This window comes from Hymenobacter saemangeumensis (genome assembly GCF_039541835.1).
Classification (GTDB): domain Bacteria; phylum Bacteroidota; class Bacteroidia; order Cytophagales; family Hymenobacteraceae; genus Hymenobacter; species Hymenobacter saemangeumensis.
Map to the genome: position 1 here is coordinate 97,924 of NZ_BAABGZ010000079.1, position 12,897 is coordinate 110,820.

Below are 12,897 nucleotides of genomic sequence, written 5' to 3' on the forward strand. Positions count from 1 at the left end.
GCAAAGGTAGCCCGGGCTACAGTTGCCAGGGTAGGAAGGCCACCCCGGCCGGGGCACCTTCCACCGGGGGCTGCCCGCCCTCGGCTTATTGAAACAAGCCCAAAGCTGCTCCCTGGGCGGAGCGGAAAAACAAGGCAATGTCTTTGACCTTGTTTTCATTCAGGCCTTCGTCGAAGGCCTCGGACGCCGCACTGCTGTCGATTTCCGGGGTAGCCGCAGAACCGGTCAGGGTGGTGGCACCGTTCTGAATGTAGTTGTCTTCCGCCGGGAAGTAGATTTGGCTGGCTACGCCTACCGCGGGGGTGCCGGCGCCATAGATAGGTGCGGTGAAGGGGGCAGCCGGGCCGCCGCTGTCGGTTTCCGACACCCAGCTCTTGGGCCGCTCGGCCAAGTTGCTAGCTAGCGCGGGCGTTTGGGCGGCTGCCGGCCCTTCTACCCCGGCCGCCTTGCCCCGGCGCAAGGTGCGGATGTGCGAGGCATGGCGGGCTTCCACGGAATGGATGCGGAAAGCCGTTTCTACCAGCGTTTTGTTGGCAAGCAGCTTGGGCGCAGCTCCTTTGTAGGCCCGCACGCCCAGGTCTTCGAAGGACTGGGCTACGGCGTAGAACATGGCCGCGTTGGAGAATACCGCGTTGAAGCGGTTGCCGGCGGTGTAGTCGAAAGCTGCCGCCGTCGGGTCGCTGGCACTAAAGGCCTGGGTCCGCAAGGCCCCGCGCAGCACTTTAACGTGGCCCGACTCGTCGTTGCGGATTGCGGTAATGGCCGGGCGGTCGGCCGCGCTTATCAGCGTGCCGGAGCCTAGGCCGATGGCGTAGAAGTGGTACTCCAGGTATTCGAGCTGCAGGGCCAGGTTCAGCACGTCGGCCACCGGGGCGGGCAGCGTGGTGGCACTGCCCTGCCCGTAGGCTTTGTTGAAGAGCATGCTCATGAAGCCCGGCAGGGCCGCCGCGCCCAGGGTTTTGCCCATGCCCGAAACGTGGCGGAACACCCGGCGGCGGGAGTCGAGGCGCTCGTACACTTCGGGGTCTACCTGCTCAATATCAGAAATCAGTTTTAATAAATCCATGCCAGCGGGCGTCAGTAGTTAAGGGAGAGAAAAGCCGAAGTGCTGCATCACACCAGCAGGGCCGCGGTAATCTTGGAGCCCTCTTTCAGGTAAGTGTTCAGGATGGTCAGCACTTCGGTGGGGGTCTTGAGGCGTTCCATGCCGGTGCCGTCGCCTTCGCCGGGGGTGGTGCTGCTGGGTACAAAAACGTCTACCACGTCGGTGGCCACGAAGGAGTTGTAGCTTACCAGGTCGCGAATCAGGGCCGCATGGCGTGCATCGACCGACACGATTTTGGCCAGGGTGAACAAGGCCGCCGGGTTGGTAAGAAAGCGAACCGACCCATTGACGGCGGCAACGCTCAGGTCTTCGAACAGCATGGCCGCGTTCAGTACCCCCATCCGGGCGGCGCCGGGCGCCGTCAGGCGGGTATTGAAGTCGAGGCTGGTAAAGTCGGTTTCCAGCTGCTTGAGGCCGGAAGTGCTGTTGGCTCCGACCAGCGACTTGTAATAGTTTTTGTGGACGGACTCGTGCTTTTCCAGGTCGTCCAGAATCTGCTTTTCGGCGCTATTGCTAGTTGGCAGCCCTTTAAAGTAATTGCCCTCGCGCAGGGCCGTATAAAAGGCCGAAGTCACCAGCTTCACGGCCGAGACATAGTTCAGCACGCCGGCATCGCCGCTGCCTACTTCTGTGTTGGTGACTGGCGTAATGGGCTGGTTGTCGTCGTCTTTTTTGGAGCAGCCAGCCAGGGCCAGGGCAGCTACGCTGGCCGATGCCCCAGCATATTGTAAAAACTGGCGCCGCTTCAGGGGCGTCAGCGGGGTTTGCTCGGGTTGGGGGAGGCCGGAACCGCCGGGCAGCAATGAGTTGGGCATGAATTAGTGGCGTTGCTAACGAATCAAGACACGAAGGTACGGCCTGGGGCAGGTCTTTACCAGATGCCTATTTGAGCGGAAAGGCTGCATGGCTGCCGAAAGTACCGCCAGGCCACCCGTCACGCTATAAAAAAAGGCCGGCTCCTGTGAGGGAGCCGGCCTTTTCGGTCGTCGTTGCCGGAGGGCTACGGAATGATATACGGGCTGGCAATATTCAGCACAGTCGGGTGGTCCAGGGGCTCGTCAAACGACTCACTAATCTCGGCCGCCGTGTAGGCTGGTGTGCCCATGGTGGTGAGGTTGATAGCGGCGTTCTGGGTGGTGTTGGCCTCGGAGGGGAACATCGCGGCCGGGTTGCCCGGGCCGTACACGGCTGCGGGTGCCCCATTGGCCTGGTCCAGGGTAATCCAGCCAAACTGGTTCTGGCTGCCGCCCGAAGCGTTGGCGGCCATGCGGCGCTGGTAGCGGATGTACGAAGCGTGGCGAGCCTCTACGGCGTGAATTTGCAGGGCCGTCTGCAGCACGTTCACCATGCCCACGTTCGGCACGTTCGCCATTGCAGTGCGGGGAATGTAGCCGGCCTGTCCTTTGTAGGCACGTACCCCCAGGTCTTCAAATGCCTGTGCAAAAGTGAGGAAGGTAGGAATGTTGGCGTAGGCCGCCGTGAAGTTGTAGCCCCGGGGAGCGGGGCTGGCAGCAGTGCCCAGGGCAGCTGCCAGCAGGTCCACGTGCGCCTGCTCGTCGGCTCTGATTTTATCAACACCGGCCCGCAGCGCAGCGTTGGCGCCAAAGGCGCTGGCCAGCGTAGGAGCCGCCAGGGCCTGGGTGTAGAAAGCCGCTTCCAGGCGCTCCAGCGAAAGGGCGTAGTTGAGAATAGAGTTTACCGAGCTGCCGGCTCCCTGTGCCAGGGTTTTGTTGAAAGCCGCGCCAATAGCTACCGGGGCAGCGGCCAGGGCCAGCTTCTTGGTGATGTCGCCCAAGGCGCTCAGGGCGCTGCGACGGTCGTTGATACGCTCCAGGGCCTCCGGGTCGGCGTTGGAAATTTCCGAAATGATTTGAAATAGATTCATGGTCGTGGAAAGGCTAGAGAATTGAGTTAGGCGCCAACACGGCTGCCGTTAAGGTTTTCACGGATGAAAGGCTGCGCAGCCGTCAGCACCTGGGCAGGGGTGAGGGCCTGGTCCAGACCACGCGCGTTCACAACGTCGGAGGCAAAGGAGCCGGGGGTAATCAGCTCCCGGATTTGGGCCGCGTGCCGTGCTTCTACCGAAACAATCTTGCCGGCGATGCCCAGCAGGGATACATCGGTGAGGAGAGGGCCGGCCCCGTTATAAGCCGCCACGCCCAGGTCTTCGAAGGTGCGGGCGGTTTCCAGCACGCGCTGTCTGTTGGAGAAGTCCACCGAGGTGAAGTTGGGCGTCAGGTTCGCAATGCGGTTGGTGGCAGGAATAGCCGCTTTGAAGAAGTCGCGGTGAATGGCCTCGTGCCGGGCAATGGCCCGCATAATGGCTTGCTCGTCGGCCGTCATGCCCGTATAGGGCCGGGATACCACCTCGGCGTAGAAAGCGGCTTCCAGCTGCTCCAGCGCGTAAGCGTAGTTGAGTACCCCGACATCGCCGGAGCCCAGGTCGACGGCAGGCGTATTATTAACGGGCGTGTTGTCGTCGTCTTTTTTGCACCCGGCCAGCACCAGGGCCGTAGCGCCAGCCGTAGCGCCGGCATACATAAAGAAAGAGCGCCGCTTAATGGGCACCAGGAGGGGCTGCTCCAGTTGGTTATCGGGGCCGCCGGACTGAAGGTTGTCGGACATGAGTGGAAAGGATTAAGTGGAAAATGGAAGGTTAAGGCAACACAAATCTGCCCGGCATTTTGGGCCGGTTTAGGACTGGAAAAGTTCAGAATGCAGAAAGCTCTGTGGGGGCAGATACGGAGCAAAGGCGCCGATTAGATTGAATAGCTTCAAAAAAAAGTGCCTTATTTTCTCGCGAGGGTGCATTACTTTCCTGATAAAGTAGTTTTCCAACGGGATTCAGGCGGCTTTAGCTAATTTTAGGGCCCTCAAAAAGATGCCTGTGCTTAAAGCTTTGCGTTGGTTTATGGTGTTGGCCGGCTTGCTTTTGGGGAGCGGGCAGGGGGAGCGGACATGGGCCCAGGCTCCCGCCGCCGCCCCAGCGCCGGAAGTGGAACTGGTGCCGGGGCCGGCCAGCATTGCCATCACGGAGTACTACACCCTGGCCTTCCGGCTGCGGGGCGCTCCCCTTGGGAGCTACACGCCCTTTCCGGAGCTGGAAGGCTTCAAGAAGAGCGGCAAGACCAGCACCACCACCACCCGCATTGTGCAGGGACGCAGCTCCACGGAGCTGACCATTACCCAGCGCTACATTGCCTACGGTGAGGGAGAGCAAAGCATCAAGCCCTTCCAGATGACGGTGAACGGCGTGACCGTGCGCAGCAGCGGCGGCACGGTGAAGGTGGGGCCCGCCCCCATGTCCAGCCCTGCGCCCACAACCTCGCCGGCCAACCCCCAGGAGCCGCTGCAGGCCGTGGGCGACCTCGACCAGCTGTTTGGTAAACCCAAGCCGGCGCTGTACCAGGACGTGCCCGACCATGCCTACCTGGCCGTGGAGGCCGACCGCAAGGCGGTGTATGTAGGCGAAGGCGTGCAGGTGGGGCTGTATTTCTACCTGCAGCCTTCCGACCAGGCCCTGCTGGCGTTTTACGACTTCAGCGAGCAGCTGCCGCGCCTGCTGCGCCAGCTGAACCAGTCCACGGCCTGGGAGGTACCCGCCGCCGAGCTCAGCGCGACGCCCGACAGTGTGCGGCGCAGCGGGCAGCTCTACCTCCGCTACCGGCTGGCCGAGAAAATCTACTACCCGCTCACTACCCAGCCCCTGCGCTTCCCGCCCCTGGCGCTGACCATGACCAAGTTCAAAATGCTGAAGAAGCCCGAGCCGGGAGTAGATGGTCGCCTGGCAGCTTACAAAACCTACACCTCGGCCGGGGTAGGCGTAGCGGTGAAGCCCCTGCCGCCCCACCCGCTGCGGGAGCAGGTGCCGGTTGGCAGCTTCCAGGCGCAGGAAGCCATTAGCCGGACTTCGTTTCGGGTGGGGCAGTCTTTTACGTATTCGTTTGGGGTGGAAGGGCGCGGCAACCTCGCCGCCGTAATGGCCCCGCTGCCAACGCCCTACCCGGGCCTGGACGTGTACGGCCCGGAGGTGAAGGAAAGCGCGGTGCCGGGCGGCGGCCGCCGCATGTTCCGCTATCGGCTGGTGGCCCGCCGCCCGGGGGTGCTGCCGCTCGACAGCGTGTTTCAGCTTATCGTATTCAACCCCAGCACCGCGCGCTACGACACCCTGCGCCCCGGCGTGCAGCCCCGGGTGCAGGGCGCTCCGCCCGCCCCCCTCAAGCCGCTGCGGCCCGAAGACGACCCTTTCTATGGCCCGGCTCTGGCCGCGGCCGACGCCACCCTGCAGCCGTTCGACGTGTACGGGCAGGTGCGCCACTACGCCAGCTGGGTGCTGGGCGCCCTGTTTCTGCTGGCGCTGGGCGGCTGGGCCACCTCCAAATCCAAGCACACTGAACAGTGAGCCATGAACCATGTTGTTCAGAACCCTCCCTGCTCCCTGTTCATTGCTCACTGATAATTAAGCGCAGCACACATGTCCAATACCTTCGGCACCCTCTTTCGCATCACCACCTTCGGCGAGTCGCACGGCGCGGGTATTGGCGTCGTTATCGACGGCTGCCCGGCCGGGGTAGCGGTAGAGGCCGCCCATATTCAGGCAGCCCTGGACCGGCGCCGGCCGGGGCAGTCGGACCTCACCACCCCGCGCAAGGAAGCCGACACGGTACAGATTCAGTCGGGCCTGTTTGAGGGAATGACCACGGGCACGCCCATCAGCCTGTTTATTCCCAATGCCGACCAGCGCTCCGACGACTATTCGCACATCGCCCACGCCTACCGGCCCAGCCACGCCGACTATACCTACGATGCTAAGTACGGACGCCGCGACCACCGCGGCGGCGGGCGCAGCTCGGCCCGGGAAACGGCTGCCCGGGTGGCCGCCGGGGCCGTGGCCGCCCGCCTGCTGGCGCATTTTGGGATTGAGGTAAAGGCCTACGTGTCGGCGGTAGGCGAGATTGAGGTGCCGCTAAGCTACGAGGAGCTGGACCTGGGCCTGACCGAAACCAACCTGGTGCGCTGCCCTCATCCCGAAACGGCGGCCCTGATGGAAGCCCGCATCCGGGCCGCGCGCGACGCGCACGACACCGTGGGCGGCGTGATTACCGGCGTGGCCACGGGCGTGCCCGCCGGCCTGGGCGAGCCGGTGTTCGACAAGCTGCCCGCTGTGCTCGGCCACGCCCTGCTCAGCATCAACGCCGTGAAAGGGTTTGAGTTCGGCTCCGGCTTTGCCGGCACCCGGCTGGCAGGCTCCCAGCACAACGACGCATTCTATACCGACGAGGCGGGCCGCGTGCGCACGCGCACCAACCACAGCGGCGGCAGCCAGGGCGGCATCTCCAACGGCCAGGACATCAACTTCCGCGTGGCCTTCAAGCCCGTAGCCACCATTTTGCAGGCCCAGCAAACCATCAACGACCAGGGCGAAAGCATCAGCCTGGCCGGCCGGGGCCGGCACGACCCCTGCGTGCTGCCCCGCGCCGTGCCCATTGTGGAGGCCATGACGCAGCTGGTGCTGGCCGACCTGCTGCTGCGGGCTCGGGCCAACCGGCTGTAAATCAGTTGAAAGATTAGATTTAAGAGTTGAAGCCGTAGCGCCAGTTCGGAAACCACAGGTCGGGGGCGGGCTGCTGGCCCGTGCCCTGCGGCCGGAACGCCACGCGGTAGTGCGCCCACGACATGCTGCCCTGGTAATGGTCGAAGTAGTTGGAAACGCGGCTCAGGCCAAGCCCGTTGAATAGCAGCTCGACCGGCAGTGTCAGCAGCAGCAGCAGAATTAGGCCAACGCCCAGGGATTTGCTAGCTAGCTCCATCAGAAGTAGGAATGGGTTGTGTTGTTATTCGTGGGTCACTACCATTTCCACGCGGCGGTTGCGGCGGCGGTCGGCTTCGCTGCCGCCCCGGTTGAGGGGGCGGCGCTGCCCAAAGCCCTCGGTGCTGAGGCGCTCGGCCGCGATGCCGCCATCGACCAGGTATTTTTTCACGGTTTCCACCCGCTGCTGGCTCAGCACTTCGTTTTTCAGCGAGTCGCCAAACCGCTCGGTGTGGCCTTCCAGGCGCAGGGTGAGGGACGGACGCTGGCGCAGCGCCTGCGTTAGCTTGGCCAGCTCGGGCTTGGACGAAGGCAGCAGCTTGGCCTGGCCCTGCACAAACAGCACGTTGCGCAGGGTGAGGCGCTGGCCGGTGGTAAGCGTGCCGGCCAGTGCCTCGGCGGCGGCAGGCGCCTCCGGCAACTCCACCGCCGCCGGCGAAGGGGGCGCCACGGCTGTTGGAGCCGGAGCCGGCACCAGGTGCCACACGCGCAGGCGCCGCAGCCGCGCTGTGGAGCCGCGGTTGGTTTCCAGCCCCAGGCCCGGGCCTACGCGGCCCCGGAACGGGAAGCGCCCCACTTTTTTGTCGTTGATAAAGTACAGCACTTCGCCACCGCGGCGTTCCAGCCGCAGGGTGTTCCAGTCGTTGTTGCGCACGGCCCGGGAAGTCAGGTTCTCGTCGCCCGTCCAGAAAAAGCTCCCGTTTTCCCAGCCGCAGATGGCCACGCCCTGGTCGGGCTCGATGCCGAATATCTGCATGTTGTCGGTATTGGCCACGCCCCAGGCCAGGGTGCCTACGTGGCTGGTGCGGTACTCGGCCTCAATCACGAAGTCGTCGCCGGGCTGCAGCGGCACCGGTACGGTGGCTACCTGCTGGCGGTTGATGCGCTGGGTTTCTTCGCCCACGTACTCGCCGTTGGCCAGCGTAAAGGTGGCGTTGCCCATGCGCCCTACCGGCCACTTATGCCGGTTGTCGACGAAGTTGTCTTCGAACACCAGCTCTGGCACCAGCTCGGGCTTGCGCTGGGCCTGCAGGGTGGCGGGAAGCAGCAGGCTGCTTAGAATGAGAGTTGTAAAGAATTGCCACATAAGAAGTAAGGATTATCGGCCGACAATGACAAACTCCACGCGTCGGTTTTTGTGCTTGTTTTCATCCGTGTCGTTGGGAGCCACGGGCTGCGTGTCGCCAATGCCCTGGGTGTAGAGGGTTTTGCTGCCGGCGGCACTGCTGCCCGCACTCCAGCTCTCGCTGTTTTCGCCGAAGTCCTCCAGCAATACAGTTGGCACCAGCCTGGGACCAGGCTGAGCACAGAGCGTAACAGGCAGCAGCAACAGCCAGCAAAACAGCAGCAGTTTCATGCCGCAAGCTCGCTTCCATGTGCGCACGGCGCCATCCGGGCCAGCCCGGATATTTGGTCGGGCTACTCTCCGGGGTGGCCGGTAGGCAAGCATCCGGCGGCCCGGCAAGCTGTAGGTGCACCGGGTGGGCAGCCTTCCGGCCCCTGCCCACAACCCTTGCCGGCCATTTGAAGTACCGAAAGGCGTGCAGCACCCCTCATAACGTACTTAACCAATGAGCCAAACCCATCAATCCACTCGCTTTGCCAAAGTCAACGCCTACCTCGGCCAGCGCCCGGCCATATTGGCGGTAGCTGGAGCCCTGGCCGCGGCCGTAGCCGCGTATGCCGGGCTACGGGCCGTGTCGCCCACTCGCCGCCGTGCTCCCAAAGAGCAGGCTGCCCGGCGGGCCACGCTTACCAAGCGGCTGACGCCCCTGCTGGGGGCCCTGAAGAGCTATTACCAGGCACAGGGCAAGCTGGACTACAGCACCGACCTGCACCTGGGCGATGCTGATGCGCTGGCGTCGATGTCGCCGGAGAAATACACCCGCCTGGTAACAACCGTGCTGAAGCTTACCGACGAGCTGTCGGCCGGGGCGCTGGAAGCATATGGGCACGACGACAACGAAATCAAGAAGTTCGGCCTCGCCGCCGAAGCCCTGGGTATTCAGCACCGGCCGTTAAGTGCCTCCCCGGCCCCGGCTTTCGGCCATGCCAAGGAGCCCGGGCAGGCAGCACACCCGGAAAAGACGGCGCCCCTCCCGGGCATTACCTACGACCGCCGCGGCGCCCATGTCGGGGCCACGGATATGCCACCGCCGGCCGCCCCGCACGGCAGTGGGGTGGGCAGCTAAGGTGGCGGGGACAAAGCCTTTGGTAGTAGATTGCGACAGACAGCGCCGGCGCCCGGATGCCGAGCAGCGCGGCCGGGGTGTTACCTTTGCAACCTCCGGCGCCCCGGCGCTGTTGTAGCAATTCCAGTTGTCAGTTGTTGGTTGTCAGTTATCAGTTTGTTCTGATAAGCCTGCCGCCAGCACAATTCTGACAACTGACAACTAAAAACTGACAACCAAGAAAGCTATGTCCGCTGTCTCGATTTACGCTGAAGCGTCGCCCAACCCCGAGAGCATGAAGTTTGTGCTCAACCAGCAGCTCCTCGCCGATGGCGTGAGCGTGGATTACCCCAACCTGGAAGCCGCCGCCAACTCCCCGCTGGCCCAGGAGCTGTTCAACTTCGACTACGTGGGCCGCGTCTTCATTGCCCAGAACTTCGTCACCGTCACCAAAACCACGCCCGACCTGGGCTGGACGCACATCATTCCCGAGCTGCGCCAGTTCCTGAAAAGCTACGTGGAAGCCGGTGGCCCCCTCTTCCTTGTGGACCCTGCTGCCGAGCAGAAAGCCGCGCAGGCCGCCACCGCCGGCGACCCCACTGCCCAGGACGGCCAGACTTCCCAGAAAATCATCGACCTGCTCGATAACTACGTGCGCCCCGCCGTGGAGCAGGATGGAGGCAACATCACCTTCAAGAGCTACCACGATGGCGTAGTAACCGTGAACCTGCAGGGCTCCTGCTCCGGCTGCCCCTCGGCCACGGTTACGCTGAAGTCCGGCATCGAAAACCTGCTCAAGCGCATGGTGCCCGAAGTGCAGAGCGTCGTTGCCGAAGGCATTACCGTTTAAGAGTTAAAAGTTGAGAGATAAAAAGCCCGCCGGAGTTAATTCGGCGGGCTTTTTAACTTTTAACTCTCAACTTTTAACTGATTATAGCTGGGGCTTTACCGTGAAGTTGCGCACCACGTTGAAGCCAAAGTAGATGTCGCCGTTAAAGAAGTTGCCGGATGTGCGGGGCACGTAAAGCTGCTCAATCATGCCCTGGGCATTGGTGAGGTGCAGCTGAAAGACGTGGCCCCCCGTTTCGATGTCGACGCCCACGCCGATGGTGTTGCGGAAGTTGTCGGCGGTATTCCCGGGCAGCAGGTAGAAGTAGTCGGCCGTCAGGGCCAGGCGCTTGGTGATTTTCTGCCGCAGCGCCCCGCCCAGGGCGTACACATCGTTTTCCTCGGCCTCGGTATCCACGTAGTTGCGGTGGATAAGCGTAGGCATGAGCTGCACCGACAGGCTGGGGCTGAACTTGCGGGCAATCAGGGCTTGGTAGGCATAGCTGAGGCGGGACACGTCGTCGCGCTTTTCCGTGGGGGCAAACTTGAGCGTGGTGATAGCCGAAGACGCCAGCAGCGTAACCGAAACCGGCATGGCCTGGGCGCCGGTGCTCTGGCGCAGGGCCCGGTACTTCACAAAGCCGTCGAAGGTCTTGTTCTGCGAGCTGCGCCCCACGCCCAGCGTCAGCCGGTCGCTCAGCCCGTACTCGAAGCTCAGGCGCAATACGGCCTGGTCGAGCCCGAAAAAGTTGTAAGCCCCGCTGTTGAGCGTGCCAAAGCGGTGCTGAATCAGGAAGGCCAGGGTGCCTTTGCCGGGCGTTTCCACCGACTGCGAGCTGATGATGTGCGTGCCTTTGAAGGTGGCCTGCACCACTTCGCGCTTTTGGGGGTCGGCGGTTTGCTGCTCCAGCTGGTTCAGCAAATCGTCCTGGGCCCGGGCCGGGCGGGCGCCGGCCAGCAGCAGTACGGCTAGCAGGCCGCCCCACAAAGCAGAGGTATAGAAGTTACGAAGCATCATGAAGGTCGAAAGGCAGAGCCGAGGAGTTTAGTTGGTAGGCCGGGCCGTGGCGGGAGCTGCCGGGGCCGGGTCGCAGGTTAGAGCCACGCGCACGCTCACCACCTTGGCCACCTGGCTGCGGACCAAAGCCGGAATCTTGATGTTGTAGTCGGCCGTAGCAACCGGAAACGTAGCCGCCGCAACCAGCTGGTTGTTCTTGATTTCCAAGGTACCGGGCACCTGAATGCGGCGCGTTACGCCGTGAATGCTCAGGTCGCCCTCCACCTGCACTGCGTGGGGGCCGGGTGTGGTCAGGCTTTCGGGGTCCAGGCCCACAAACTTGCCTGAGAACGTAGCCTTGGGGTACTTGTCCGACTCCAGGTAGTTCTCGTTGAAGTGCTCCTGCATCAGCGTGCGCTTGAACACAAACTCCTTGATGGGCACCGAGAAGGCCAGCTGCCCGGCCGCCAGGTCGAGCATGGCCGCGGTGTGCTGGTTGTGGGCTTCAATGTTTTCAATCAGGCTTTCCGAGAAGAACGACACCCGGCCGGTCTTGGTCATGTACCGGCCCTGGGCCTGCGTTTGGCCCAGGGCTGCCAGCAGCAATACCGGAATAAGAAGCAGATAGGAGAGTCGCATCGGGAGAATATTCAGGCCAGGCAGGTCGCCATGTATTAGTTGTTGGGGGTGCCCGCCGCCACCCAGGCTTTGATGCGGGCAATGTCGCAGGCCGAGAGCTTGCCGCGGCCCTTGGGCATAAAATCAGGGTGCGAGGGGTCGAGCTCAATGCGCCGCACAATGCTGCCGCTGCCGGCATAAAACTGCGTGTCGCCAAAGTCGTCGAAGTTGACGCCCCCACCCCGGGTAGTTGCGTTGTGGCAGCCGTCGCGGCAGTTCACTCGAATAATGGGGGCCACCGTGGCAGCAAAGGAGATGGTAGCCGGATTGGCTTCGCAGGGCACTACGGCATCCCCGCCGTGTGAGTAAGTGCAGGCCGAGGCCAGCAAGAGCAGGCCGGCCAGGTATGCTGTAGCGCGGCGAGCTATCGGGTAAGGAAACCGGGTCATGGTAAGAATAGCTGGAAAAGCTATGATAAGTGAAATGCCCTTGCTGATGAAGGGCGCTAAAAGCCATATTTCAGACCCAGGAATACACCACCGCTGGCCAACCGTACTTTGCCGGCGCCTACCCCGCCCAGTGGAATCTTCACGTAAGGCTCTGCCTGTACGCTCCAGTGCTGCCCCAAGCGACGCTCGTAGCCAAATGACAGATTCAGCACGCTGAACCAGTGCTGGTTTTCATTGACATACTCTTTCTGCCAGCTTCCGGATTTATTAATGGGGTTGGGTGAGGGGCCCGGGTAGGGGTAGGGATTGGGAGGAATGGAGTCGTAGGTGTAATCGTAGGCATATTTTTCCCGCTGCATGAACAGACTCGACAGGCCCACTGAAGTAAACACATGGTAGCGCGGCCGTTGCACCAGGTCGTAGCGCAGGTTCAGCGGTACGTCGAAGATGGTGCAGCTACCATCGACCCACTCGAACTTAGCGCTGCTGGCAGAGGAATAGTTCGACCAGCTATAGTCCTCGCGGCGGGCCCGGTACACCTTGGTGCCGCGTAGCAAGCCTGTGTTCAGCCGCAGGCGCTTGCTGATGCGGTACTCCACCAGCAAGCCCAGGTTTACCTGAGGAGCCTGGTAGTCGGCCATCTTCACCGTGCTCACGTCTGGCGCACCCAACACCCCCAGGTACAGGCGCGGCTGACGCAGCGGCTCAGGTTGCGGAGCTGGCGGCGGAGCGGGCACCCCGGCCAGCTGGGTGGGCAATGCCTGCAGCGCATCCACCAGCAGGCGCACAGGCCGGGCAGTAAGTCCGGTAGCTTGGTCGGCAGCCAGGTAGCTCAACGGCCGGGTGGCACTGCCAGCCGGCGCGGCTGCCTGGGCTCCTGGCGTGCCAACCGCGCCTGCACGCTGTGGTGGGCTGCTTTC

General features: G+C 63.0%; 15 protein-coding genes. 4 read left to right on the forward strand and 11 right to left on the reverse strand.

Annotated features, from left to right (window positions below; genetic code table 11):
- Positions 1–85 precede the first annotated feature (85 nt).
- The 4 genes from ABD919_RS20940 to ABD919_RS20955 all read right to left on the reverse strand — a co-directional run bounded on the left by ABD919_RS20940 (position 86) and on the right by ABD919_RS20955 (position 3,730).
- Positions 86–1,066 carry a ferritin-like domain-containing protein gene (locus tag ABD919_RS20940; RefSeq protein ID WP_345238031.1) on the reverse strand — a complete coding sequence of 327 codons (981 nt, stop codon included), beginning with the start codon at positions 1,064–1,066 and terminating at the stop codon, positions 86–88.
- Positions 1,067–1,113: 47 nt separating this feature from the next.
- Complete coding sequence (locus ABD919_RS20945) at positions 1,114–1,920, reverse strand: ferritin-like domain-containing protein (RefSeq protein ID WP_345238032.1); 807 nt, start codon at positions 1,918–1,920, stop codon at positions 1,114–1,116.
- A gap of 185 nt (positions 1,921–2,105) precedes the next feature.
- On the reverse strand, positions 2,106–2,990 hold the full coding sequence (locus ABD919_RS20950) for a ferritin-like domain-containing protein (protein WP_345238033.1): 885 nt from the start codon (positions 2,988–2,990) through the stop codon (positions 2,106–2,108).
- A gap of 26 nt (positions 2,991–3,016) precedes the next feature.
- Positions 3,017–3,730: a ferritin-like domain-containing protein gene (locus ABD919_RS20955; RefSeq protein WP_345238034.1), complete on the reverse strand. Its 714-nt coding sequence runs from the start codon at positions 3,728–3,730 to the stop codon at positions 3,017–3,019.
- Between the two features lie 262 nt (positions 3,731–3,992).
- Here ABD919_RS20955 and ABD919_RS20960 point away from each other — a divergent pair, with 262 nt between their 5' ends.
- Both ABD919_RS20960 and aroC read left to right on the forward strand, forming a co-directional pair.
- The gene (locus ABD919_RS20960; RefSeq protein WP_345238035.1) at positions 3,993–5,507 is read left to right on the forward strand and encodes a BatD family protein; all 1,515 of its coding nucleotides are present in this window, start codon (positions 3,993–3,995) and stop codon (positions 5,505–5,507) included.
- 72 nt (positions 5,508–5,579) lie between these two features.
- Positions 5,580–6,659: a chorismate synthase gene (gene aroC / locus ABD919_RS20965; RefSeq protein ID WP_345238036.1), complete on the forward strand. Its 1,080-nt coding sequence runs from the start codon at positions 5,580–5,582 to the stop codon at positions 6,657–6,659.
- A gap of 19 nt (positions 6,660–6,678) precedes the next feature.
- Here the strand turns inward: aroC and ABD919_RS20970 are convergent, their stop codons facing one another.
- From ABD919_RS20970 to ABD919_RS20980, 3 genes are read right to left on the reverse strand one after another with little or no spacing between them, the layout of a single operon-like run.
- The gene (locus ABD919_RS20970) at positions 6,679–6,915 is read right to left on the reverse strand and encodes a hypothetical protein (protein ID WP_345238037.1); all 237 of its coding nucleotides are present in this window, start codon (positions 6,913–6,915) and stop codon (positions 6,679–6,681) included.
- 24 nt (positions 6,916–6,939) lie between these two features.
- Positions 6,940–8,001 (reverse strand): OmpA family protein, encoded by a 1,062-nt coding sequence (locus ABD919_RS20975; protein ID WP_345238038.1) that lies wholly within the window; start codon positions 7,999–8,001, stop codon positions 6,940–6,942.
- A 12-nt stretch (positions 8,002–8,013) separates the two neighbouring features.
- The gene (locus tag ABD919_RS20980; protein ID WP_345238039.1) at positions 8,014–8,199 is read right to left on the reverse strand and encodes an OmpA family protein; all 186 of its coding nucleotides are present in this window, start codon (positions 8,197–8,199) and stop codon (positions 8,014–8,016) included.
- A gap of 286 nt (positions 8,200–8,485) precedes the next feature.
- On the opposite strand from ABD919_RS20980, the gene ABD919_RS20985 reads away from it, so the two are divergent.
- Positions 8,486–9,106 carry a hypothetical protein gene (locus ABD919_RS20985; RefSeq protein WP_345238040.1) on the forward strand — a complete coding sequence of 207 codons (621 nt, stop codon included), beginning with the start codon at positions 8,486–8,488 and terminating at the stop codon, positions 9,104–9,106.
- A gap of 226 nt (positions 9,107–9,332) precedes the next feature.
- Positions 9,333–9,935 (forward strand): NifU family protein, encoded by a 603-nt coding sequence (locus tag ABD919_RS20990; protein ID WP_345238041.1) that lies wholly within the window; start codon positions 9,333–9,335, stop codon positions 9,933–9,935.
- An 81-nt stretch (positions 9,936–10,016) separates the two neighbouring features.
- Here ABD919_RS20990 and ABD919_RS20995 read toward each other — a convergent pair whose 3' ends face one another.
- From ABD919_RS20995 to ABD919_RS21010, 4 genes are read right to left on the reverse strand one after another with little or no spacing between them, the layout of a single operon-like run.
- Entirely contained in the window at positions 10,017–10,931 is a 915-nt protein-coding gene (locus ABD919_RS20995) for a DUF5777 family beta-barrel protein (RefSeq protein WP_345238042.1), read from the reverse strand.
- Between the two features lie 27 nt (positions 10,932–10,958).
- Entirely contained in the window at positions 10,959–11,549 is a 591-nt protein-coding gene (locus tag ABD919_RS21000) for a YceI family protein (RefSeq protein ID WP_345238043.1), read from the reverse strand.
- A gap of 35 nt (positions 11,550–11,584) precedes the next feature.
- Positions 11,585–11,977, reverse strand: a complete 393-nt coding sequence (locus ABD919_RS21005; RefSeq protein ID WP_345238044.1) for a hypothetical protein — start codon at positions 11,975–11,977, stop codon at positions 11,585–11,587.
- Positions 11,978–12,033: 56 nt separating this feature from the next.
- On the reverse strand, positions 12,034–12,813 hold the full coding sequence (locus tag ABD919_RS21010; RefSeq protein ID WP_345238045.1) for a hypothetical protein: 780 nt from the start codon (positions 12,811–12,813) through the stop codon (positions 12,034–12,036).
- Positions 12,814–12,897 lie beyond the last annotated feature (84 nt).

Excerpts from the sequence above, each read along its gene's own strand:
- ABD919_RS20955 (WP_345238034.1), bottom strand. The coding sequence starts at position 3,730 with ATGTCCGACAACCTTCAGTCCGGCGGCCCCGATAACCAACTGGAGCAG.
- ABD919_RS20950 (WP_345238033.1), bottom strand. The coding sequence starts at position 2,990 with ATGAATCTATTTCAAATCATTTCGGAAATTTCCAACGCCGACCCGGAG.
- ABD919_RS20940 (WP_345238031.1), bottom strand. The coding sequence starts at position 1,066 with ATGGATTTATTAAAACTGATTTCTGATATTGAGCAGGTAGACCCCGAA.
- ABD919_RS20970 (WP_345238037.1), bottom strand. The coding sequence starts at position 6,915 with ATGGAGCTAGCTAGCAAATCCCTGGGCGTTGGCCTAATTCTGCTGCTG.
- ABD919_RS20990 (WP_345238041.1), top strand. The coding sequence starts at position 9,333 with ATGTCCGCTGTCTCGATTTACGCTGAAGCGTCGCCCAACCCCGAGAGC.
- ABD919_RS21005 (WP_345238044.1), bottom strand. The coding sequence starts at position 11,977 with ATGACCCGGTTTCCTTACCCGATAGCTCGCCGCGCTACAGCATACCTG.
- ABD919_RS20945 (WP_345238032.1), bottom strand. The coding sequence starts at position 1,920 with ATGCCCAACTCATTGCTGCCCGGCGGTTCCGGCCTCCCCCAACCCGAG.
- ABD919_RS20975 (WP_345238038.1), bottom strand. The coding sequence starts at position 8,001 with ATGTGGCAATTCTTTACAACTCTCATTCTAAGCAGCCTGCTGCTTCCC.
- ABD919_RS21000 (WP_345238043.1), bottom strand. The coding sequence starts at position 11,549 with ATGCGACTCTCCTATCTGCTTCTTATTCCGGTATTGCTGCTGGCAGCC.
- aroC (WP_345238036.1), top strand. The coding sequence starts at position 5,580 with ATGTCCAATACCTTCGGCACCCTCTTTCGCATCACCACCTTCGGCGAG.
- ABD919_RS20985 (WP_345238040.1), top strand. The coding sequence starts at position 8,486 with ATGAGCCAAACCCATCAATCCACTCGCTTTGCCAAAGTCAACGCCTAC.
- ABD919_RS20995 (WP_345238042.1), bottom strand. The coding sequence starts at position 10,931 with ATGATGCTTCGTAACTTCTATACCTCTGCTTTGTGGGGCGGCCTGCTA.